This is a genomic window from Litoribrevibacter albus, from assembly GCF_030159995.1.
Taxonomy (GTDB): domain Bacteria; phylum Pseudomonadota; class Gammaproteobacteria; order Pseudomonadales; family Litoribrevibacteraceae; genus Litoribrevibacter; species Litoribrevibacter albus.
In genome coordinates, this window is record NZ_BSNM01000016.1 from 46173 (window position 1) to 68261 (window position 22089).

Annotated in this window: 19 protein-coding genes; 6 read left to right on the plus strand and 13 right to left on the minus strand. The window is 44.6% G+C overall.

Annotated elements, in window-relative coordinates:
• Positions 1-28: 28 nt before the first annotated feature.
• The 11 genes from pyk to thiC form a co-directional block, all read right to left on the minus strand.
• A complete protein-coding gene (gene pyk / locus QQL66_RS15015) occupies positions 29-1477 on the minus strand; it encodes a pyruvate kinase (RefSeq protein WP_284382493.1) in 1449 nt (482 codons plus the stop codon).
• 159 nt (positions 1478-1636) lie between these two features.
• Positions 1637-2545 carry a LysR family transcriptional regulator gene (locus QQL66_RS15020; protein WP_284382494.1) on the minus strand — a complete coding sequence of 303 codons (909 nt, stop codon included), beginning with the start codon at positions 2543-2545 and terminating at the stop codon, positions 1637-1639.
• Positions 2546-2683: 138 nt separating this feature from the next.
• Positions 2684-3337: a DUF2959 domain-containing protein gene (locus QQL66_RS15025; protein WP_284382495.1), complete on the minus strand. Its 654-nt coding sequence runs from the start codon at positions 3335-3337 to the stop codon at positions 2684-2686.
• Positions 3338-3479: 142 nt separating this feature from the next.
• Positions 3480-4208 carry a substrate-binding periplasmic protein gene (locus QQL66_RS15030; protein ID WP_284382496.1) on the minus strand — a complete coding sequence of 243 codons (729 nt, stop codon included), beginning with the start codon at positions 4206-4208 and terminating at the stop codon, positions 3480-3482.
• A 139-nt stretch (positions 4209-4347) separates the two neighbouring features.
• Positions 4348-6237, minus strand: coding sequence for a DNA topoisomerase IV subunit B (gene parE, locus QQL66_RS15035; RefSeq protein ID WP_284382497.1), 1890 nt, complete (start codon positions 6235-6237; stop codon positions 4348-4350).
• A gap of 215 nt (positions 6238-6452) precedes the next feature.
• On the minus strand, positions 6453-8168 hold the full coding sequence (locus QQL66_RS15040; RefSeq protein ID WP_284382498.1) for a response regulator: 1716 nt from the start codon (positions 8166-8168) through the stop codon (positions 6453-6455).
• A 66-nt stretch (positions 8169-8234) separates the two neighbouring features.
• Positions 8235-8834, minus strand: coding sequence for a YqiA/YcfP family alpha/beta fold hydrolase (locus tag QQL66_RS15045; RefSeq protein ID WP_284382500.1), 600 nt, complete (start codon positions 8832-8834; stop codon positions 8235-8237).
• A 64-nt stretch (positions 8835-8898) separates the two neighbouring features.
• Positions 8899-9687, minus strand: a complete 789-nt coding sequence (cpdA, locus tag QQL66_RS15050; protein ID WP_284382502.1) for a 3',5'-cyclic-AMP phosphodiesterase — start codon at positions 9685-9687, stop codon at positions 8899-8901.
• Positions 9688-9916: 229 nt separating this feature from the next.
• Positions 9917-10375 (minus strand): DUF1249 domain-containing protein, encoded by a 459-nt coding sequence (locus tag QQL66_RS15055; RefSeq protein ID WP_284382503.1) that lies wholly within the window; start codon positions 10373-10375, stop codon positions 9917-9919.
• A 70-nt stretch (positions 10376-10445) separates the two neighbouring features.
• The gene (locus tag QQL66_RS15060; RefSeq protein ID WP_284382505.1) at positions 10446-11063 is read right to left on the minus strand and encodes an NUDIX domain-containing protein; all 618 of its coding nucleotides are present in this window, start codon (positions 11061-11063) and stop codon (positions 10446-10448) included.
• 113 nt (positions 11064-11176) lie between these two features.
• Positions 11177-13060, minus strand: coding sequence for a phosphomethylpyrimidine synthase ThiC (thiC, locus tag QQL66_RS15065; RefSeq protein WP_284382506.1), 1884 nt, complete (start codon positions 13058-13060; stop codon positions 11177-11179).
• Between the two features lie 397 nt (positions 13061-13457).
• Between thiC and QQL66_RS15070 the strand changes: the two genes are divergently transcribed.
• Positions 13458-14804 (plus strand): TolC family outer membrane protein, encoded by a 1347-nt coding sequence (locus QQL66_RS15070; protein WP_284382507.1) that lies wholly within the window; start codon positions 13458-13460, stop codon positions 14802-14804.
• 101 nt (positions 14805-14905) lie between these two features.
• On the opposite strand, the gene waaA is transcribed toward QQL66_RS15070, so the two are convergent.
• Entirely contained in the window at positions 14906-16192 is a 1287-nt protein-coding gene (gene waaA, locus QQL66_RS15075; RefSeq protein WP_284382508.1) for a lipid IV(A) 3-deoxy-D-manno-octulosonic acid transferase, read from the minus strand.
• A 167-nt stretch (positions 16193-16359) separates the two neighbouring features.
• Here waaA and galU point away from each other — a divergent pair, with 167 nt between their 5' ends.
• The 5 genes from galU (at position 16360) to QQL66_RS15100 (ending at position 20853) form a co-directional block, all read left to right on the plus strand.
• Entirely contained in the window at positions 16360-17235 is an 876-nt protein-coding gene (gene galU, locus QQL66_RS15080) for a UTP--glucose-1-phosphate uridylyltransferase GalU (protein WP_284382509.1), read from the plus strand.
• 57 nt (positions 17236-17292) lie between these two features.
• Positions 17293-18459, plus strand: a complete 1167-nt coding sequence (locus QQL66_RS15085; RefSeq protein ID WP_284382511.1) for a nucleotide sugar dehydrogenase — start codon at positions 17293-17295, stop codon at positions 18457-18459.
• Between the two features lie 25 nt (positions 18460-18484).
• Complete coding sequence (locus QQL66_RS15090) at positions 18485-19051, plus strand: glycosyltransferase family 29 protein (protein ID WP_284382513.1); 567 nt, start codon at positions 18485-18487, stop codon at positions 19049-19051.
• Between the two features lie 104 nt (positions 19052-19155).
• Positions 19156-20001, plus strand: a complete 846-nt coding sequence (locus QQL66_RS15095; protein WP_284382514.1) for a polysaccharide pyruvyl transferase family protein — start codon at positions 19156-19158, stop codon at positions 19999-20001.
• A 63-nt stretch (positions 20002-20064) separates the two neighbouring features.
• Positions 20065-20853 (plus strand): hypothetical protein, encoded by a 789-nt coding sequence (locus tag QQL66_RS15100; protein WP_284382515.1) that lies wholly within the window; start codon positions 20065-20067, stop codon positions 20851-20853.
• 40 nt (positions 20854-20893) lie between these two features.
• Here the strand turns inward: QQL66_RS15100 and QQL66_RS15105 are convergent, their stop codons facing one another.
• On the minus strand, positions 20894-21955 hold the full coding sequence (locus QQL66_RS15105) for an ELM1/GtrOC1 family putative glycosyltransferase (RefSeq protein ID WP_284382516.1): 1062 nt from the start codon (positions 21953-21955) through the stop codon (positions 20894-20896).
• Between the last annotated feature and the right edge of the window lie 134 nt (positions 21956-22089).

The window sequence follows — 22089 nt, forward strand, 5'->3', positions numbered from 1 at the left end:
TTAAGCTAATCAGCCAACAGAATGGCAACTAGTGAATCTCATCCCCTACGCGCAAAATCTTCATGGTATTAGTGCCGCCTTGCGCGTTGATGTAGTTACCTTTGGTTAGGATGACCAGGTCGCCCTGTTCCACAATGCCTTTCTCCAACAAGGTATCGATAGCAAACTGATTTACCTTCTCGTTATCCACATCCGCCGCAACAAATGGAATGCTATGAACCCCACGGTAAAGCACCACCCGTCGCTGAGTACTCAGCTGTGCAGAAAATGAAAAAATAGGAATCTTGGTGCGAATCCGTGACATCAACAACGGGGTTTTCCCTGTTTCCGTCATGCTGACAATGGCTTTCACCCCTTGTAAGTGGTTGGCTGCGTACATCGCCGAGAAGGCAATCCCTTCGTCAATGACTTCAAAGGCTTCATGAATACGGTGCTGAGACACCTGAGTGGTCGGGCTACGCTCCGCGCCTTCACAGATACGATGCATGGCTTCCACCACTTCCACCGGGTACTCGCCCACCGCCGTTTCCGCAGACAACATCACCGCATCGGTACCATCGATCACGGCATTGGCTACGTCCGAGACTTCTGCACGAGTCGGCATCGGGTTGGTAATCATCGATTCCATCATCTGGGTCGCAGTAATCACCACGCGATTTAAGGAACGGGCTCGCTCGATAATGTGCTTCTGAATCGCCACCAGTTCAGCATCACCCACCTCCACGGCAAGATCGCCACGCGCCACCATCACGCCGTTAGACACTCGAATCACTTCGTCCAGCATGTCATGATCGGCCACCAGCTCGGCTCGTTCGATCTTGGCGATTAGTCCGGCATTGGAATCGGCGGCATCCAACAACGCACGGGCTTCCAGCATGTCATTATCATCACGGGGAAAAGATACAGCCACATAGTCAGCGTCAAACTGTGCTGCCACCTTAATATCGGCTTTATCCTTGTCGGTCAGCGCCTTAGCGGAAAGGCCACCGCCCTTCTTGTTAATGCCCTTGTTGTTCGAAAGTACACCACCGATCAGCACTTCACTCTCGATACGAACGCCGTCGTTCGACTTCACCAAAAGCTCAATTCGGCCATCATCCAACAACAGAATATCACCCGGATTGGTATCTCGGATCACCGCTTCATGGTCGATCCCTACCGCCTCTTGAGAACCATCGGCAACGCCCAAGCGGGTATCCAACGCGAAAGCATCGCCCACTTTCAAGGTGATTTTATCGTGCTTGAAACGGGCGATTCGAATTTTCGGGCCCTGTAAATCCGCCAATACCGCTACAAAGCGGCCTAACTTATCGGCGATTTTTCGAACGCGCTGGGCGCGCTGAATGTGATCTTCACTTTCACCGTGTGAAAAATTCAAACGAACCACATCCACGCCTGCGCGAATGATGGCTTCCAATGATTCGTCGGAATCGGTTGCTGGCCCAAGCGTTGCGACTATCTTGGTGCGTCTTAACATGATGACTCTCCCTGCCTGTATGAATTGATAACAGGGTAGCAAGTCTTTGGGGGGAATTCGACGTTGTCTTCGTTCACCGGCCTGGTTAACTAATTTGGTTAACTAATTTGGCTAACTAATTTGGCTAACCTGCTTGGCTAACCAATTTAGTAAACTGTCTTAATTAGCCAGTTGCTGCGCTCGGTATTCTTTCATCGGCCAGAATTTTGCGAGTTCATTCAGCCATGCCTGAATGACTGGCTCATGCAAACGCTGAGCGGCCACCGCAATGCTCAACGTGATTGGCGGAGTACGCCCTTTCCAACTGACACCCCAACCTTCCGCCTCTGCTTTTTCGGCATCGTCTTTTCTTAATAAAGCGATACCTGAACCGGCTTTCACCAACTCACGTATTGCATCTTCGCAATCCACAAACACCGCTTTGGTTGGCTTGGTTTTAGCGTCCTGGAATAGCGTTTCTTTTAACTGATAAAAAGGACAACGCTCAGTGGTATACACCCAAGGGAAGTTAGCCAATTCATCGATGGAAGCGTATGAGATCTTCTCTGCCCAGCAAGCAGGCGCAAGAATCGCAGTTTCAATGTCATCCAAATGAATGGTATGAACATCCAGTGTGGTACATGGCCCAAAGAAAAAACCGGTGTCGAGCTTACCCTGGCGCACATCCACCTGATTATCGAAAGACATGCCGTTAATAAACGACATCTGGAGATCAGGATAATGGGAAGACGCATCGGCCAATAATTCAGGCAGCTTGAGAAAGGCCAGATCGGAATTCAGGCCCACCGAAAGTACACCCCCCACTTGCCCTTTGATCGCTTTGGCTTCGACTTCCATCTGCTGAGACGCGTCGAGAATAGCTTGCGCCTGAACCAACAGTTTTTCTCCTGCCGCCGTCAGAGTCATCCCTTTTGCCGTCCGATTAAACAGCGGAACACCCAGCGATTCTTCCAAGGATTTTAATTTGGCACTGATGGCAGGCTGACTGGTAAATAAGCGATCTGCAGCGCGCGTCAAATGACCTTCTTCCGCCACAGTGACAAAGGCTTTTAGTTGGCTTAATTCCATGATGTTCCCCCATCGTCAATCGTTCAATCTCTCTTTAAAAACAGCTAAACGGCCGTTAACTGAGAGTAGTCTGTATTGAACCCGAATTGCGATGAAAGCTCCATCGCAATTTCAAATGAGGGATATAACAAAAGGTGATCAGCCTTCCGATAACGACTGAATAAAGGCTTCGGATTCTTTAATGGAGTTCTCCATTTCCTTCACCAAACGGGCAACATCTTTCTGAATGGTCTTCAATTCGCCTTTTAAGGAATTGATGGCCTGAGCATTGAGGTTATGTTTAAGGAACAACACCTGATCCTGAAAGGCCGCGAGCACCGGCTTCATTTTCTTTTCTGAACGACGCATGGCTTGAATCAAGCTTTTGTACTTGCGCTTGGTTGTAGCTAACTTCTGAGCACTTTGCTTACGCAGGCTAGCATTACTGTACAGAGACAGCTCGTCTTGCCACTCTTCAAACAAGGCTTCAGACACCTCTTCTACTGAGTCGATCCGCTCTGATACGGCCTCAGCGGCAGCTTTGCTGTCTTCAAATTCATCGTTCAACAAATTGTACTTATCCACAAGTGCCTGATCTTCAATGGTCACTACCGACTGATACTGTTCCAGCGCTGATGCAAACTGAGTCTTTGCTTCAGACTGGGCATCTTTGGCGTCTTCTACACGATCCACCAGGATATCGCGTTTGTGAATGCCCACTTTTTCCATCGCCCCGTAATACATGGAAGAGCAACCGGATAACAACACGAAAGAAAACAGCAGGAATAAAGACTTAATCGAAATCGTACGCATAGAAATACCTTTTGAAGAATGTCAGACAAAACCAGACGATCATAAATAACGAATGGAACGGAGGGGGTGTTTATAAACGAAATCAATCGCGATAGAAACAAACCAGAGCACAAAGAGAAAAAAGAAGCAGACCTGCCAAAGATTACTGAGCATAAGGGGCAAGAATGCTCTGATAGCGTCCGTTCTTTTTGAATGCCGCTAACCGTTCATTGAACTGAGCTAATAACGTTTGTTTAGCGCCTTTCTGAGCACCGAGATAATGAGGCCCGGTATCGATCGGAGTGGGTAAAATCTCCATTTGATCGATAATACCCAGCTCTTTAAAGGTATAGATCCCGGTTAGCTTATTATCGATAAATGCATCCGTGCGCCCCTGCAGCAGTTGATTTATCAGACTGGTACTTTCCCCTTCCACTACAGAAAACAGCCCCTCACTTCGGGCCGTATCAAACGCCTGACCGTAGCTCCAACCGAGTTTGGCACCGATCTTTTTATTTCTAAGGTCATCCATTTGAGCATAAGGGAAAGAACGGTGTTTAACCGTAAACAACACCACTTGTGTGCTGTAAAAATTCTCTGAAAAATCCAGGTATTGGGCTCGTTCCTCAGTCTTAAAGATTCCGGCCACAATCCCTTTTCCTTCTTTAGCCTGCATTAACGCGCGCTTGAACGGCAGACTGTGAACGGTATAGCTGACACCAAGGTCATCAAAAATAGCCGTCACAAGATCAAAATAGACACCACTGGGCGCTTGCCCCGCAGGATGAGACAACGGCGGATCGCCTTCATAGAAGATCAGGGTTTCTTCCGCCATAACATTAGAAGCACAGAGAAAAATGGCTAAGAACGCTATTTCGAAAAGTCTATTCATAGAATCTTTCATAACGAGTGGACTCGTTACATTATAGATGACCTGAGATTGGGAGAGTCTAAACGTGAAGGTAAGCGGTAAATTAAGATGGAAGGCGAGAGACCTCGACCTTCCAGAAAGAAAATAAAGAAGAGAAAATTTAAACCGTCGCTAAATTTCCTTTGCTTTGCAGCCAGTCTTTACGATCACCCGCACGTTTCTTAGCAAGCATCATATCCAGCATTTTGTCGGCTCGATCCTCATCGTCCAGTGTAAGTTGCACTAAACGACGGGTATCCGGGTCCATGGTAGTTTCACGTAACTGAAGCGGGTTCATTTCACCCAACCCTTTGAATCGCTGAACATTGACAGTTCCGCGTTTCTTTTCAGCCTTGATACGATCCAGTACGCCTTCTTTTTCAGCATCGTCCAGTGCGTAGTAAACGTCTTTACCAATGTCGATGCGATACAACGGTGGCATAGCAACATACACGTGACCTTGCTCGACTAACGGACGGAAGTGCTTAACAAACAAGGCACACAACAAGGTCGCAATGTGGAGACCATCCGAGTCCGCATCCGCAAGGATACAAACCTTGCCATAACGGAGCGCATCCAAGCTTTCAGCGCCCGGATCTACACCGACCGCCACCGCAATGTCATGCACTTCTTGTGACGCCAGAATTTCCGCAGAGTCCACTTCCCAGGTATTCAGAATCTTACCGCGCAACGGCATGATCGCCTGGAACTCACGATTTCGGGCTTGCTTAGCCGAACCACCTGCAGAATCCCCTTCCACCAGAAACAATTCACTGCGCATGGTATCCTGACCGGAACAATCCGCCAATTTACCCGGCAGTGCTGGCCCTTGAGTTACTTTCTTACGCGCAACCTTCTTACTCGCCTTTAAACGACGTTGAGCGTTACTGATGCACAGTTCAGCCAACTGCTCAGCCACTTCGGTATGCTGGTTTAGCCATAAGCTAAAGGCATCTTTTACGACACCTGAAACGAATGCAGCACAGTTACGGGAAGATAGCCGCTCTTTGGTCTGACCCGAGAACTGAGGGTCTTCCAACTTAGCTGAAAGCACATAACAACAACGTTCCCAGACATCTTCTGGCGTAAGTTTAATACCACGAGGTAACAAATTGCGGAATTCACAGAATTCACGCATGGCTTCTAATAAACCAGTCCGTAAACCGTTAACGTGCGTCCCACCCTGAGCAGTTGGAATAAGGTTAACGTAACTTTCCTGAATCAGTTCACCACCTTCCGGCAACCACTGCACTGCCCAATCTACAGCCTCATGCTCACCCGCCATCGAGCCTACGAATGGCTCTTGTGGCAGAACTTCATAAACCTGGGTATGACCAGCAAGATAGTCTTTCAAACCGTCCTGATAAAACCACTCTTCGGTTTCATTCAGCGCTTTTTGGACGAAGATAACTTTCAGTCCAGGGCATAATACCGCTTTGGCTCTGAGCACATGGCGTAAGCGCGCCACAGAAAACTTAGGGCTATCAAAATATTGAGGATCAGGATAAAAGCGAACAGTGGTACCTGTGTTCTTCTTACCCACGGTTCCGGTTACTTCCAGCTCTTCAACCTTATCACCATCAGCAAAGGCAATATGGTATTGCTGACCATCACGCTTGATATGAATGTCGACTCGATTAGATAAGGCGTTTACTACGGAGATCCCCACCCCGTGGAGACCACCAGAAAACTGGTAGTTTTTATTAGAGAACTTACCACCGGCGTGTAAACGGGTAAGGATCAATTCAACCCCGGACACCCCTTCTTCCGGGTGTATATCCACCGGCATGCCACGACCATCGTCCTCAATTTCCAGTGAATTATCTTCGTGAAGGGTCACTTTGACCATCTTGGCGTGGCCCGCCAAGGCTTCATCCACCGAGTTATCAATAACTTCTTGTGCTAAATGGTTGGGCCGTGTTGTTTCGGTGTACATCCCTGGGCGTTTTTTTACAGGGTCTAAACCACTCAGAACTTCAATGGACTCGGCGTTGTAATTGGAACTGGTCATAGAAACTCTTTCTTAACTACCTAATTAATCTTCAAGCGGAACGATGATGAGATTTGACGACAGATGCCCCTGGATCGGCGCAAACTGCACAAAAATAAACCAAATCATGACTAGGATAAAGTGAGGTTTTACCTTATGGAATTTTTCATCGAGATGCCAGTGATTTCTAGCACCGGAGTAAAGATTCTGAATTCAAATCAAACACGAAAAAGCACTTAAAACCCGGAATGAGAACGACCGATTTTTCCTAACACTTTGGATAAGCCATCCAGCGTATAAGGCTTGGTCAGAAAATCATTCATCCCCGCATTTAAACAACGATCACGTTCTTCTGTAGAGGTCGCAGCCGTCAATGCCACAATGGGGATATCTAAAAACTCGGACTTGGATCGCAGCAACTTAGTCGCCTCGATACCATCCATCTCAGGCATGTGATAATCCATCATGATGACGTCAAATTCGCCATTTTTCAGGGCCGGTTCAACTTCGGTGCCATTTTCGACGATGGTAACCTGATGTCCCAGTTTAGTAAGCATGGCACGGATGACCTTCTGATTGGTTTTGTCGTCCTCTGCAACCAGAATTTGTAGTGGTCCTTCCAGGATGATCGAGTTTACATCAGCGGCTATTTGCTGCTCTTGGGATAAATGAGCCAAGCATCCGAGATTGAGGGAAACAATAAAGGTCGAACCCTGCCCCTGAATACTTTTCAGAGTAATACCACCGCCCATCATCTCTGCTAACTGACGGGAGATATCCAAACCAAGCCCGGTACCACCGAATTCACGAGTGGTTGATGTATCGGCCTGAGAAAACGGGCTGAACAAGTTCTTTTGTTGTTCTTCCGTCATTCCAATCCCTGTATCCGTTACCGAAATTTCTAACTGGTAGCGCTTATGAACAGGATCAGAACTGCCCGACAATACCACTGAGATTCGCCCCTGCTTAGGGGTAAACTTAATAGCATTCCCGATTAAATTAATCAGAATCTGCTTGATGCGGATTTCATCCCCCAAAAGCTCACCAGGTACTGACTCAGAAATGCGAATCGTGAGCGTCTGCTGATTATGGTGCAACGGGGCATAGAAGGTTGCCTGCACGTCATCCAGCATGTCTTTTACCGAAAACGTCACTTCATCCAGTTCTAACTTACCAGCTTCGATCTTTTTGAAATCCAGAATGTCATTAACCACACTCAGTAAGGAATGCGCTGATTTATCAATGATTCGCGCGAAATAGTCCTGCTCTTCGGAGAGATGTGTTTGCCTCAGTAAATCCAGCATCCCAATAACACCATTCAATGGCGTTCTGATTTCATGACTCATATGAGCCAGGAATTGGGATTTTGCCTGAGATGCGGCTTTTGCAGCTTCGGATTCCTGCTCAACTTTGTGTAGCTGTTTCTGTAATTCCTGTGCCGCCATAATGTCCCGATAGGACCGCAACGCACCAAGCACCACCAGCGATAACTTATTCGCCGTCAGCTCAGTTTTTGCCACATAATCATTAATGTCGTATTCAATGTAAACACGGTCAGCAGGCGCCAACCCAGGTTGTCCGGTTCGAATGATCACTCGAACATTATGATCTTTCAGTTCATTACGAATAAAGTTGACCAGCTTCAAGCCGGCGTCGTCACTTTCCATAACGACATCCAGCAAAATGGCTGCATATTGATTGGGCTTGGACAGCTCTTTCCGAGCTTCTTCTGCGCTATACACGCTGTGAAGCTCTAAGGCTCGACCTTCAAAAGAAAAAGTGCGCAGTGCAAGGCGCGTGATCTGATGGACATCACTGTCATCATCTACAATAAGAACCTGCCAAGGTTCTTTGCCAATAACCTCCTGATCATCTTCGGAGGTTTCCAAGTGATCCGCAAATACCAACTGATCATCTGAGCCAGAAGCAAACAGCGTAGAACTAGAACTCATAACGTTGCGAGGATTCGACGTTTGATCGGGTGATTGAACATGGGTCATCACTGTTATTGCACTTCCTTAAGACAATGCTTGTGTTGGTGGACTAAAAAATTGCTTCATCAGTATTAGTTTAGACTGAAAATCCTCAAAGCTATGATTTCCACCATATTCAATCACTAACGGTGATTGCCAGAATTTATTGGTTGCCTGACGATAATCCAGTGTTTCATCATCCGTTTGTACCAACACAAGATAATCAGACGGTGATGTTACAGAGCTAATATCCAGCGCTTTGAGCTGTGCAACATGTTCTTCTGAAATATCGTATTCTTCACCCGTATAAATATTTTTATTCGGGCCTAAGTAATCCATTAGTAATTCATAGGGCCTTATCGCAGGATTAACCAACACGGTCTTCAGTCCGTATTTCTCCGCCAGGTAGGTCGCGTAAAATCCTCCCAGAGAACTGCCGATCAAGTATATGTCTTCTTGTCGTGCCAACAGGGTTTCAATGCAATCAACCAGCTTGGCAATGGCCTGATCCGGCTCATAATTAAGATCAGGTACTATGTAGTTATCAGATGAAAAACCCAGTATGTCGAGTGAATTACCTATGATCCTTGCCTTGGTCGAATTGGGGGAGCTGTTAAAACCATGAATATATATCAATGACGACATTCAATAAGCCTCCTACTGCGTTGACCAGCCTAAAGCCATCTGCAAAGTTTCTTACCGTTGTTTATTAATACCCTTTAATAGAATAGTCGATTGTAAACTCGACACCAGTTACACGATGTACTTCCGTTTCAATCGAGCCATCCGGTAGTAACTCAAGGTAACGATAACCCGGCGATAAGGTATCCACAGCAAATTCATCAGAGTATTTGGTAAATTGAATACAGGTAGAGGGCGTAGCAAGCAGGCGTTTACCATCGACAAACTCATCCACTTCTTGGTGAACATGCCCCCAAAGCACACCTTTTACTTGAGGATGGCCATCAATTACGTCCATAAACTCTGAGGCGTTCTTAACGCCAATATTATCGATCCAACGAGCGCCTACATTAATGGGATGATGATGAAAACAAACCAGGATGTGTTTGTCCGTCTCCAAGGCAGAGGTCAACAAATCCAGCTCTTGTTGTTTCAGATAGCCATGCACCTTTTGACTGACGGAAGAATCCAGCATAACAATTCGCCAAGCTGGAAGATCGATAATTTTCTGAAGAGCATTGGTGCCGTCGCTGGCTTCAGTAATGACATCATGTTGATCATGATTGCCTGACAACCAATAGAAAGGCACTCCGAAAGCTTCGAGTCTCTGGCGCATACGTCGATAACTCTCAATAGAGCCATCCTGGGAAATATCCCCCGTCGCCAAAACCAGATCAAAGTCAGGTGTCTTCTCTTGAACCAAGGAAGTTACACAGCCAAGGCTATGCTCGGTCTTCATACCCAGCAAATCACCTTCCGTGCTTTTAAACAAATGCGAGTCCGTAATCTGCACAATGCGGACGCGATCAGCTACCACTAACCCTTTCTCCTTGGCTAACAAACCGTTTCATTGTCACTGCAAAATTCAACATATGGAATAATGGATAATAGATTCAATGACCAACAGTTACGAATTTTATTTATTTTAATTATAGACAGTCTAACTATATCGTTGATGAATGACTAATAAATGATAGATAACGCACAAAATAACAGTGCGTAACAATTATAGGAAGAGGCTCAATGAAGGAAAGTCGACGGGTTCACTACGCCGACAAAATATTGGTGAAGGAACTCAGGTGACAGCCATGATCCATACAATAATTTAACCACTGGCCCAAGAAGCGATTTAACTGACATTTTTCATCACGATGATGCATATCGTCATTTGGATAAGAATAGGTGCCCTTAAAACGGCGTTTATTTTGATAGGCAATGACTTCCGCCATTCGTGCATCATGATACAAGCGCACCAACATGGTCGGTGCCGGCAGCCATTCACCCAAATCCACCAACTGAGTCACTTCAACGGTCGCAGTGTATCTGAAGCGTTCGGTGATTTTTAACTGCAAACCGCCCAATTCTCCATGTTCAGATCGTAACTCGTAACGGTATTCATCCTGCTCATCAAATTGCGGCATCAACTTCATCAGCTTCAGATAGTTTCGCTCGCATTGAGAAGACTGTTCGACCAGATCTGGAATGTAACGTTTCGATGGATTCATGTGTACCCCAAGTTTCAATCTCAAGCTGTTAAAGACAACTCAAGCATTGCAAGATTCCTATTATCTAAGTCTAACAGCTTTTGTTCGAAGACTTATTCAAAAGAAACCACTGTAATGCGATTAAGGCCATGGCGTTATTAACGCGGCCAGATGCAAGCAAAACCGGAATCTCGTTCGTCGGGACAAGATGTACCTTGATGTCCTCAGATTCTTCATCCAAGCCTGCAATGCGACCATCCAGACCGGTTGAATCTATTTGGCCATAGAAGATTTTAACATGTTCTGAACTACCACCCGTCGAGGAATAGTAATCGTGAATATGCTCCAGCGCTCCAACCTCACAATGTGCTTCTTCCATCGCTTCCATTCGGGCCACCTCTTCCGCCGGTTTGTTCTTATCCAGCATGCCGGCGACGATTTCTAATGCCCACGGAGAATCACCTTTATCAGCAACCGCAACACCAAGACGAAATTGTTCGACCATTAGGATGCACTCTCGTTCAGGATCATGAAGCAACACTCCCACCGCATGACCACGTTCGAAGAGCTCACGAGTGATCTCCTGACTCCAGCCACCATCAAACAAACGATGGCGTAATTTATAAACATTGAGCCTGAAAAATCCGCGATATCCTTCTTTCTTTTCCAGGATTTCCACATCCTGGTTGGTCATATTTGAAAATGCCATTGGTCGATCCTTCTCGTATGCGTTTCTCGGTTTAAACAGCGGCCAAACATCAACAGGCCGAAATAAAACAAGGCCAGCAATGCTGGCCTTGGAAAGCGGAAACATGTGAGTCGCTATACCTTATGATACAGCTGACTGCCTTGTTCCTTAAACTCATTCGCTTTCTCTTCCATTCCCTGCTCTACCGCTACATCAACGGCATCAATACGATTAGCAGCTGCGTAGTCTTTTACCTCTTGCGAGATTTTCATAGAACAGAACTTCGGTCCGCACATTGAACAGAAGTGGGCTACCTTCGCAGACTCTTTTGGTAAGGTCTCATCATGGAATGAGCGAGCCGTATCTGGATCAAGCGCTAAATTGAATTGGTCTTCCCAACGGAATTCAAAACGTGCTTTAGATAATGCGTTATCCCGAATTTGAGCGCCAGGGTGACCTTTCGCCAAATCAGCCGCATGAGCCGCCAATTTATAGGTGATGATCCCGGTTTTCACGTCATCTTTGTTTGGTAGGCCCAAATGCTCTTTAGGTGTTACGTAACACAACATCGCACAGCCGTACCAACCGATCATCGCCGCACCAATACCCGAGGTAATGTGGTCATATCCCGGCGCGATATCTGTCGTCAAAGGTCCCAAGGTGTAGAAAGGCGCTTCATCACATTCGCGAAGCTGTTTGTCCATGTTCTCTTTGATCAAATGCATTGGCACATGACCTGGGCCTTCAATCATCACCTGAACGTCGTGCTTCCAGGCAATCTTGGTTAATTCACCCAACGTTTCCAGTTCACCAAACTGTGCTTCATCATTAGCATCAGCCACCGAACCTGGACGTAAACCATCACCCAGTGAGAAAGATACGTCGTAGGCTTTACAGATCTCACAGATCTCTTCGAAATGAGTGTAAAGGAAGTTTTCTTTATGATGCGCTAAACACCATTTTGCCATGATGGAACCACCACGAGACACGATCCCGGTTACACGTTTTGCTGTTAATGGAACATAACGAAGCAATACACCGGCGTGAATCGTAAAGTAATCAACCCCTTGCTCGGCCTGCTCAATCAAAGTATCACGGAATACTTCCCAAGTAAGGTCTTCGGCAATGCCGTTTACTTTTTCCAACGCTTGATAAATTGGAACCGTGCCAATCGGCACATGAGAATTACGAATGATCCATTCACGGGTTTCGTGGATGTTCTTACCTGTGGATAAGTCCATCACGGTATCCGCACCCCAACGTGTACCCCACGTTAGCTTTTCTACTTCTTCTTCAATAGAAGAGCCCAACGCCGAATTACCAATATTGCCGTTGATTTTCACCAGGAAGTTACGACCGATGATCATAGGTTCAACTTCAGGGTGGTTGATATTGGCAGGAATGATCGCGCGGCCACGAGCCACTTCTTCTCGAACAAACTCAGGGGTAATCTCTTCCGGAATATTGGCTCCGAAGGATTCTCCCGGGTGCTGTTGTTTAATCAGATCACTGGCCTTTAGGGCTTGCAACTTACTGTTTTCACGGATGGCGATGTATTCCATCTCCGGCGTGATAATGCCCTGACGCGCGTAATGCAGCTGAGTCACGTTCTTGCCCGCTTTCGCTTTGCGCGGCTGACGAGTTAAATCAAAACGTAATTGATCCAAAGACTCATCCGCCATGCGCTCACGGCAGAACTCCGAACTGAAATTATCCAACAGTTCCGTATCCTGACGCTCTTCAATCCATGCGCCACGAACATCAGCCAAACCTTTACGGATATCGATGTCTGCTTGTGGATCGGTATATGGACCTGAGGTGTCATACACCATTACAGGGTCATTCTTCTCACCACCAAACTCGGTCGGGGTGTCGGCCAAAGAGATTTCTCTCATTGGTACTTGAATATCTTTACGAGAACCTTCTACATAGACTTTACGAGAATTAGGAAAAGGCTGAATCGACGCCTGATCTACTTTGGCGTTCTTACTTAGAAAATCTTCTGGAATTGCACTCATATCGTCCTTCTCCTAATCGTAGCCATGAAGCTCAACAAACTTATTTTCAAAACAGAAATCATCTAACACACAAACTCTAAAGGAACTTCTGAATAAGCCAATGTAGCCTATCTGGGACTTTTTGTAATTTTAAAGGCGCTATTTTGTTACAGCTGAGCCAAGCAAACAACCACAAAATCTTTAACGGCATTTTTAAGAAACCATTGGCACAATCCATTTGAACTTAAATTTCATTTGAACACTCTAATTTCCCATCCATTAGAGTCGCCCCGATTCATACAAAGCTTCTATTTTGTTTAGCGTTATATAGTGCGTCTTCATCGCTGGGTCGTATATACTGTGGCGGGGATCGATTTTTAACCAAGACTTCTAACTAAAAGACTAAGGTCACTATCACATGCTGAAAGGACATTTAAAATATTCTGCGCTTTTGCTGACGTTGGGCGTTGCGCCTGCCTGGTCTGCAAACTTGGTCGACATCTACCAAGACGCCATTGTTAAGGATGCAGAGATTGCGGCATCGAAAGCACGTTTCAACAGCAATAAAGAAGTTGAAGAGCAAGCCTTCTCTAGCTTGCTTCCTCAAGTCGGTCTCGGCGCTAGCTATACAAATTCAGACACCACCAACTCCAACATTCCGGATACGGACAGCGAAATTACCGAGTGGAACGTTCAAGGCCGCCAGGTACTGTTTGATGGTTCTGTTTGGAACAACTGGAAAGCAGCACAGAATTCCACTCACGCCGCCCAATACACTTATTTGGCAGATCAGCAAAGTCTGACCCTGCGTACGGCAACAGCGTACATCGAAGTGCTCAGAGCGCATGAAAATTTAACGCTTCGTATTGCCGAAGAAAAAGCCGTTGGCCGCCAGTTAGAACAGACAAAGCAACACTTTGAAGTGGGCTTAATTCCGATTACTGACGTACACGAAGCACAAGCATCTTTCGATGGTGCACGAGTAAATCGTATTGTGGCCCAGAATGATCTCAACATTGCCTTTGAGGATCTGACCAAGCTCACTGGCGAGGTTTATCCTAACCTGGACGCATTGTCACAAGAGTATCCAATCACCGATCCAATTCCGGCATCAGCGGGTGAATGGGTAACCAAAGCACTGGAAAAAAACCCGTCGTTGGCAGCCAGTCAATACGCGGTCAGTGCAGCACAAGAAAGCTTGGATTCATCTCGCGCAGGTCACTACCCTACAATTGATCTAACCGCTAAGTACGGTCAACAAACCATTGATGGTGAAAACCAATTGGCTGATACCGACCCAGAAAACACGGTTGTTTCATTAAACTTCAGCCTGCCTCTTTATGCAGGCGGCGGAGTCAGTGCTTCGGTTCGTCAAGCAACAGCCAACCTTGAAGAAGCACAATACAATCAGATCTTTGCTAATCGCAACATTACTCAGCAAACTCGTACACTCTACTCTCTGGTGACCTCCAGTGTGCTGCGCATCGATGCTCGCAAACAGTCCGTTATCTCGAGCCAAAGTGCCTTGGAAGCAACTGAGTTAGGCTATGAAGTGGGAACACGTAACATCGTTGATGTTCTGATTGCACAGCGCAACCTTTACGAAGCACAACGAAATCTTGCGGATGCACGTTATGATTACATCGTGGCCTATTTCCAGTTGAAGTTGGTATCGGGTGAACTCGCTCAAACCGATATTGAAGAGCTGAATAACTGGTTAACTGGCGGTAAAGTAACCACGGTTGAAGTGACTAAGAATTTATAACTCAAACGTCATTCGGTATTCACACAGAAACATCAGTGAAACACCTATAGAAAAGGCGCCAAATGGCGCCTTTTCTATTTCTACAATTAAATGCTTAGTAACTATCGTTTCAACTCATTATCAATTAATTCCAACAAATAGCTCAGTGCGCCCTGATTCTTTTTAACTACATCAATACTGGCTTTTGACATACGCTGATACAGGTCTCCATCGGTAAACAACTGCTGAACTTCCGACATCAACTCAATGCTGTTCTTAATTTGTTTCACTGACCCTGACTCAATCATCCTTTTCATGATTTCATCAAAGTTAAAGGTATGAGTTCCCGTTAAAATCGGCTTACCTAAGGCAGCAGGTTCCATAGGGTTATGACCACCATGTTCGACAAGACTCCCCCCCATAAAGACTACGTCAGAAGCTTGGTACATCAACATCATCTCACCCATGGTATCGCCAAGGTAAACATCAGTAGAATCACTACATGCTTCACCCTTGCTTCGACGAGCCACTGACAACCCTCTGCGAACAATCAATTGCTCAACAGATCGAAACCGTTCTGGATGGCGGGGAACGATAACCAGAAGCAACTCTGGTAACACACGTTTTAATTGTTGATAGAGATCGAGAAGCTGACTCTCTTCACCTTCATGCGTACTGGCCGCAATGAAAATATCACGATCATTCCCCAGACACTTACGCAACTGGAATGCTTGCTCCGACAATCCATCCGGGATCTGTACATCAAACTTAATACTGCCCGTCACATACAACTGCTGATCAGAGACGCCCAAAGATCTGAATCGTTCGGCATCAGGTTCATTCTGTGCAGCAATAAGCGTCAAACACTTAAGCATTTCTTCTGAGACAAAGCCCACTTTTTTATAACCGGCGGCTGATCGTTCAGACAAACGAGCATTGGCCAAGACCACAGGAATATGCTGTTGATCGGCAATCTTTAGCGTATTGGGCCATAACTCGGTTTCCATAATAATGGCCATCTTAGGGCGAATCTTTTTATAAAAGCGTTTAACCGCAATCGGAAAGTCATACGGAGCATAGACATGGAATACCGAGTCGCCAAATAGGGCCTTTACACGCTCAGACCCTGTCGGTGTCATGGTCGTTACCACCACCTGGCATTCTGGATATTTCTTAAGTAGCTGCTTCACTAACGGCGCTGCAGCAAGTGTTTCACCCACAGATACGGAGTGAACCCAAATCGCTTCTTTTGACGAATCGTAGCGAAACAGACCAAATCGTTCAGCTACCCTTTCACCATAAGCAGGTGCCTTCCTTGATCGATAAGCCAACCTCAACATCACCAAAGGCAAAAGAACATACCAAAGAACACTGTATAAAAACCAAATGGCTTTCGCTTTAGGTGACACACTGACCTCAACTTACATACCAACGAACAATTCTGGGCGAATTATACAGAATTATTTAAGTGATTAATGATGAATCCACGCCAATTCATTAATTTCTTTTAACTGGCCCCAAAGCAGTGAATTTGATAGCATTCTGCCCAGTTTTAAGTTTATGAGATGATTAAAGAATGAAAGCCGTAATTCCTGTTGCAGGGCTGGGTACTCGCATGTTGCCAGCCACAAAAGCAATTCCAAAAGAGATGCTGCCCGTTGTTGATAAGCCCTTAATTCAATACGTGGTCAATGAAGCGATTGCCGCCGGAATCACTGAAATCGTACTGGTCACTCACTCCAGTAAAAATTCCATTGAAAACCACTTTGACACCAGTTTTGAGCTGGAGACCCAACTTGAACGCCGGGTTAAACGTCAACTGCTTGAAGAAGTACGAGCTATCTGTCCAGAACACGTTACTATCATCTCCGTAAGACAAAACGAAGCCAAAGGCTTAGGGCATGCCGTGATGTGTGCTCAATCCGTCGTTGGTGATGACGATGTTGTTGTCTTACTACCCGATGTTTTAATTGATGATGCCTTATCAAATCCGAAAGAAGATAATTTATCGGCAATGATTAAGCGCTTCAAAGAGACGCGATCCAGCCAAATCATGGTGGAAGAAGTCCCTGAAGAATTAGTTCATAAATACGGTGTCGTTAACATTGGTGGAGAGTCTCTGAAATCAGGCGAAAGCAAAGCCATGAGCAGCATTGTGGAAAAGCCAAAACAAGAAGAGGCGCCTTCAAATCAAGCCGTGGTTGGTCGTTACGTACTGTCTAAATTTATCTGGCCGCTTTTGCGTAAAACACCACTAGGTGCTGGAGACGAAATTCAACTCACCGACGCCATTGCCATGTTAATGGATGTCGAGACTGTTGAAGCCTATCGCATTGTCGGAAAAAGCCACGATTGCGGAAGTAAACTAGGCTATATGAAAGCCAATATCGAATATGGCTTACGCCATCCGGAGCTGGATGGGGAATTTGCAGAGTATCTTAAGAGCCTATAAGGCTCTTTATCTTATCTCATAAAGTATCTTACAAACGATTTACCAGAGTATCTAAGAATGAAAATTGCCGTCGCCGGAATTGGTTATGTAGGCCTTTCTAATGCAGTATTACTAGCCCAGCATAACGAAGTAGTAGCCATAGACTTAGTTCAAGACAAAGTAGATCAATTAAATAACAAGATATCTCCAATCGAAGATACTGAAATCAGCGATTATTTAACTAATCACACTCTAAACTTACAAGCGACCACAAACAAAGAGCAAGCTTACAGCAATGCTGACTTCGTAATTATTGCTACGCCCACCGATTACGATCCTGAAACCAATTATTTCAATACAAAGTCGGTAGAAGCCGTAATTCAAGATGTACAAGCCATTCATCCTGATGCAATTATGGTGATTAAATCAACCATTCCGGTGGGTTATACCAAAGACATTAAGAGTCGTTTAAATCTTGATAACTTAATGTTCTCACCAGAATTCCTCCGTGAAGGCAAAGCTTTGTATGACAACCTTTACCCATCTCGAATCATTGTTGGAGAACAAAGCGAACGAGCAGCAACATTCGCACAACTATTACAGCAAGGCGCCATCAAAGAAGATATTCCTGTGCTCTTTACTGACAGTACAGAAGCCGAAGCGGTTAAGCTCTTTTCTAATACATACCTGGCACTACGTGTAGCCTACTTCAATGAACTCGACACCTACGCCGAAACTCATGGTTTAAATACTAAACAAATAATTGAAGGTGTTGGATTAGATCCACGAATCGGCAGTCACTACAACAACCCATCGTTTGGTTATGGCGGTTATTGCCTTCCAAAAGACACCAAACAGCTCAGAGCAAACTACGAAGATGTGCCAAATGAAATTATTGGTGCGATTGTTGAAGCGAACCGTACTCGTAAAGACTTCATTGCTGACTCTATTATTAAGCGAAAGCCAGAAGTTGTTGGTGTATATCGACTAATTATGAAGTCGGGATCTGATAATTTCCGGGCCTCAGCGATGCAGGGTGTGATGAAACGAATCAAAGGCGAAGGCATTGAAGTCGTTATTTACGAACCTGTGCTTGATGAACATGAGTTTGCACACTCTCGGGTAATTAAAGATCTAGAGGAATTCAAACGTATGTCAGATGTCATCATAACCAATCGCATGGCGGATGAACTAAAAGATGTAGAAGACAAGGTTTACACTAGAGATCTGTTCGGTGCTGATTAATACCACAGTATTCCAAAGAGGATAAATGATGCTTAAAGATAAATCAGAGCCACTGTCACAAGATATATGCATCGTAGGTAATGCAACAAGCCTTTTAGAAAAAAACTATGGAAATATGATAGATCAACACACAAGTGTAGTGCGACTGAATAAAGGCTTCCCCCAAAAAAAAGAATCTCAAGGAAAAAAAACGACTCTTGTGGGCACATCATGCCCAATATCCTGGCTTTCATTTCGTTGGTACTTCGGTAAATGTCCTTTAATGTGGATGTCGCCCTCCCAAGAATATTTTCCTAAATGGGTAACAAAGCAAAAAAATTTCTCCCGCTATCCCAAAGAACGATGGGAGGCTCTCAGCCAACGCCTGGGAGGTAAACGCCCATCAACTGGCGCTATGATGATTGATTATATTTGTAATGTTATCAATCCTGATCACCTTCGAATATATGGTTTTGATTTTAAAAGCTCTGACACATTATTTAAGAAAAAACAAAACCTTGGCCCTCACGATTGGGTAGCAGAACAAAAATTCACACAATCAATTATTATTCAAGGGAAAAAATTAGGTAAAGACTGGGACATTGTCCCCTAAGCTCTACGAAAAGCAAATAACAGTATTGAGATAATTACTATACAATAATAACCATTTCAAACCCTCAAATATTTCCACGACACCTTGCTCTATAAGGGATTTAAATGAAAGTTGCATTTATCAACGACACCAGCCTTTTTAGTAATCACTTTGGTTGTCAGTTAGTCGGTCAGGTATATAGAGAACAATTTAAACGTACAGGCCTGGACTTAGTAATTAGTTTGCCTAAAAACTTCAACATCGAAGACTATAAGTCTCAACTAGACTCGGTAGATTTAGTCGTGGTGAATGGAGAGGGATCAATTCACCACGGAAGAAACCCTCACTTACTAGAAATAGCAAAGAAGTATCCCTCTGTTCTTCTAAACTGCGTATATCAGGAAAACCCTAGAAACGACGCACTAAAAGAATTCCTACATATTTCAGCAAGGGAAAGCTACAGTGCCGAAGAGATACAACTGCAAGGTGTAAATTGTCACGTCGTTCCTGATGTCATTTTCGCATCAAGCTTTGTTCGTTCCTTCCCTAAGCCCAACCCAATCAAAGATCTAGGCATCACTGACAACGTGAGAAAAGAATACCAATATAAGTTCGGCCCATTTAAGAAAAGAGTTAAGGGTGACTTCTCTGCTCATAATCACTCTCCAGCCGAATACATTTATCAACTAACTCAATACAGTCGTATTTGTGCCGGTCGCTTTCATGCCGCAGTAATCTCAGCTTTACTTGAAATACCTTTCGCCACATGGGACAGCAACACGTGGAAAACCGAAGCCATGTTAAAAGACATGGGAGTTCCAGAGTATCACTTCAATTCCCGAGAATCAGCCGTTAAAAATACACCCAAAGAGTTTGATCCTCAGATTAAAGAATTCACGAATGTAGCAAAAATTCAAATTGAAGAGAACTTCAATAAAGTCGCTGAACTCGCTAAAACAATGGCTAAATAAATGATTACCAAAGACAACTTACTCATCTGTATTTTTTCTTACAATCAGGACAAGGAGCTGAGTATGCTTCTATCCTCTATTAGAGAGTTCGCTGCCGGTTACGATTGCATCGTGTATGACGACGGTAGCACAAACCCGAATACAGTCACCACGCTCAAAAATAACTCAGATCTCTTTAAAGAACTCTTTTTACTTTCTAAGGAAAAGAAAACTTCATCTAGAGGCCGATTACACCAAAACATACAAAGCTCATATGAGTATGCTCTAGAAAAAGGATATAAGTACCTCTTCTTTGTTCAGGATGATATGCAGTTCGTGCGCCCTCTTAACGAGTTAGTGTTAAACGAGTATTCACAGTATTTCGACGCAGATGAAAACATCATTCAAGTTGACCCTAGATTTTTACGTAGACTCGGCGCCATAAAGATAAATAATGAATTACATGCGTACAGTTTTGAAGATGATGACGATCGTGGTTCCTATGCAGATGTAGGCATCCTGAATGTCGAGCGACTTAACTCTTTAAATTGGAGCTTCGAACCCTCAGAAAGAAAGAATAAAGTCAAAGCTCATAACATGGGATTAAAAAGAATTTTTCCTTTTACACCCATATTTATGCATTTACCTTACCCCGTGATTTACAGGAAAGGGAAAAAGAAAAATAAATTTCCTTACCCATTTGTGAAAAGAGGCCATGTGTTTTATAAGCCTCTATCCGAAAAGGAAATTCAAGAAATGGATAACAGAGATCTGACGGTCATTCCTTATGCCCGAGATCTACTGACTCCTAAAGGATTAAACTTGGCGTTTTTACATTATAAATACGCCAACGAAGGAAAAATCTTCTCTTAATTAAAAAACGTCGATAATCTGAAAGCCTGGTGAGCTAACATCAGGCAGGCTTTCTAAGACCCAAAGTTTCACAATCAGAAAGAACATCTGACCAGCAACATTCCAGCGGAGAGAAATCACCTACCACCCAGTTCTCAATAGAAGTTCGCTCTGATAGAACAGATTCCAATGAAATACGAACAATGTGAGCCTTTTGAGCATGATATTCTGCCAGCGGAGTGGTCAAGGCATTATACTCTGAACTTTCTGGCCTTAAGCTAATAACAGGAAGTCGAGTATTAACCGCTTCTGAAAGCATTGAAGCACTGTCTTCAGTGACATAAACCCTATTCGCGGTGGCAAGCATAGACATCACAGAAGGCTGTTCTATCGTCTTCGATTTCTGCCATAGGATCACCCGACCATTGAATCCTGCCTCTGGCGTTAATCGTTGTTTAAGATAATCTTCAGCACGCTTACCCGTTCTGGGAGAAGTAGAAATTAACCATTGAACACCCTGTGAGCTACAACAAGATAAAATATAATCTGCAATAGCCTTCCAGTGTCTCTCTTCATAAGAAAAGCCTCTGGCATTTCCTCCAATTAACAAACACCAGCCATCCTCTTGATTTGCTAAATTAACTTGCTCAGCCAGGAATTCCTTATAAGTAAAAGATGTAGGTAACATCTCCAGCTCTAATGAAGTCCCTTTGACCGGTGTTGACGGTGTAGAAACCAACAGATCATAGTTCGAAGACGGAAGTCTTTTGGGCTGACCTACAAAATAGGTCTTGGCCCCGGTGCCTGCAGCCATTATATGCATAGGAAACTCAAAGGGAGGAGTCTTAGCTAAAATTATATCCTTATCCCCACAACGGACTGAATTTTTTAAGACAATCTGAGCTAACCAACCAGATAGAAGGTTCGCTCCCCCGAGTAAATTTCGCAGCCAAATTACCAAAAGATAAATCCAACTAAACGCCGTACTTCTCGAGCGTAATTCACAGCGAATAGGTACAACATCGCCATAATTCAAATTCTTCGCAATAGCCAAAAGCTGGGAATTACTGCCATGATACTTTGACAAAAGAACAACAACTCGAGGTATTTGGACTTTATGCATATACACTCACACCTTCCATTGCCTTTTAAAAACTAAAATCATATATGTATAAAACACAACCTTCAAAATTTTGCCTTGCAAACAACTCAACTTAAAACAGCATGTTAAACAATATAAAAGTTAACCCTACATGT

Bases quoted from the DNA above. Each gene is read 5' to 3' on its own strand.
- QQL66_RS15095 (WP_284382514.1), top strand. From the start codon at position 19,156: ATGAAAGTTGCATTTATCAACGACACCAGCCTTTTTAGTAATCACTTT.
- QQL66_RS15055 (WP_284382503.1), bottom strand. From the start codon at position 10,375: ATGAATCCATCGAAACGTTACATTCCAGATCTGGTCGAACAGTCTTCT.
- thiC (WP_284382506.1), bottom strand. From the start codon at position 13,060: ATGAGTGCAATTCCAGAAGATTTTCTAAGTAAGAACGCCAAAGTAGAT.
- QQL66_RS15025 (WP_284382495.1), bottom strand. From the start codon at position 3,337: ATGCGTACGATTTCGATTAAGTCTTTATTCCTGCTGTTTTCTTTCGTG.
- QQL66_RS15030 (WP_284382496.1), bottom strand. From the start codon at position 4,208: ATGAATAGACTTTTCGAAATAGCGTTCTTAGCCATTTTTCTCTGTGCT.
- galU (WP_284382509.1), top strand. From the start codon at position 16,360: ATGAAAGCCGTAATTCCTGTTGCAGGGCTGGGTACTCGCATGTTGCCA.
- pyk (WP_284382493.1), bottom strand. From the start codon at position 1,477: ATGTTAAGACGCACCAAGATAGTCGCAACGCTTGGGCCAGCAACCGAT.
- QQL66_RS15040 (WP_284382498.1), bottom strand. From the start codon at position 8,168: ATGAGTTCTAGTTCTACGCTGTTTGCTTCTGGCTCAGATGATCAGTTG.
- QQL66_RS15045 (WP_284382500.1), bottom strand. From the start codon at position 8,834: ATGTCGTCATTGATATATATTCATGGTTTTAACAGCTCCCCCAATTCG.
- QQL66_RS15070 (WP_284382507.1), top strand. From the start codon at position 13,458: ATGCTGAAAGGACATTTAAAATATTCTGCGCTTTTGCTGACGTTGGGC.
- QQL66_RS15060 (WP_284382505.1), bottom strand. From the start codon at position 11,063: ATGGCATTTTCAAATATGACCAACCAGGATGTGGAAATCCTGGAAAAG.
- QQL66_RS15100 (WP_284382515.1), top strand. From the start codon at position 20,065: ATGCTTCTATCCTCTATTAGAGAGTTCGCTGCCGGTTACGATTGCATC.
- QQL66_RS15020 (WP_284382494.1), bottom strand. From the start codon at position 2,545: ATGGAATTAAGCCAACTAAAAGCCTTTGTCACTGTGGCGGAAGAAGGT.
- parE (WP_284382497.1), bottom strand. From the start codon at position 6,237: ATGACCAGTTCCAATTACAACGCCGAGTCCATTGAAGTTCTGAGTGGT.
- QQL66_RS15090 (WP_284382513.1), top strand. From the start codon at position 18,485: ATGATGCTTAAAGATAAATCAGAGCCACTGTCACAAGATATATGCATC.
- QQL66_RS15085 (WP_284382511.1), top strand. From the start codon at position 17,293: ATGAAAATTGCCGTCGCCGGAATTGGTTATGTAGGCCTTTCTAATGCA.
- QQL66_RS15105 (WP_284382516.1), bottom strand. From the start codon at position 21,955: ATGCATAAAGTCCAAATACCTCGAGTTGTTGTTCTTTTGTCAAAGTAT.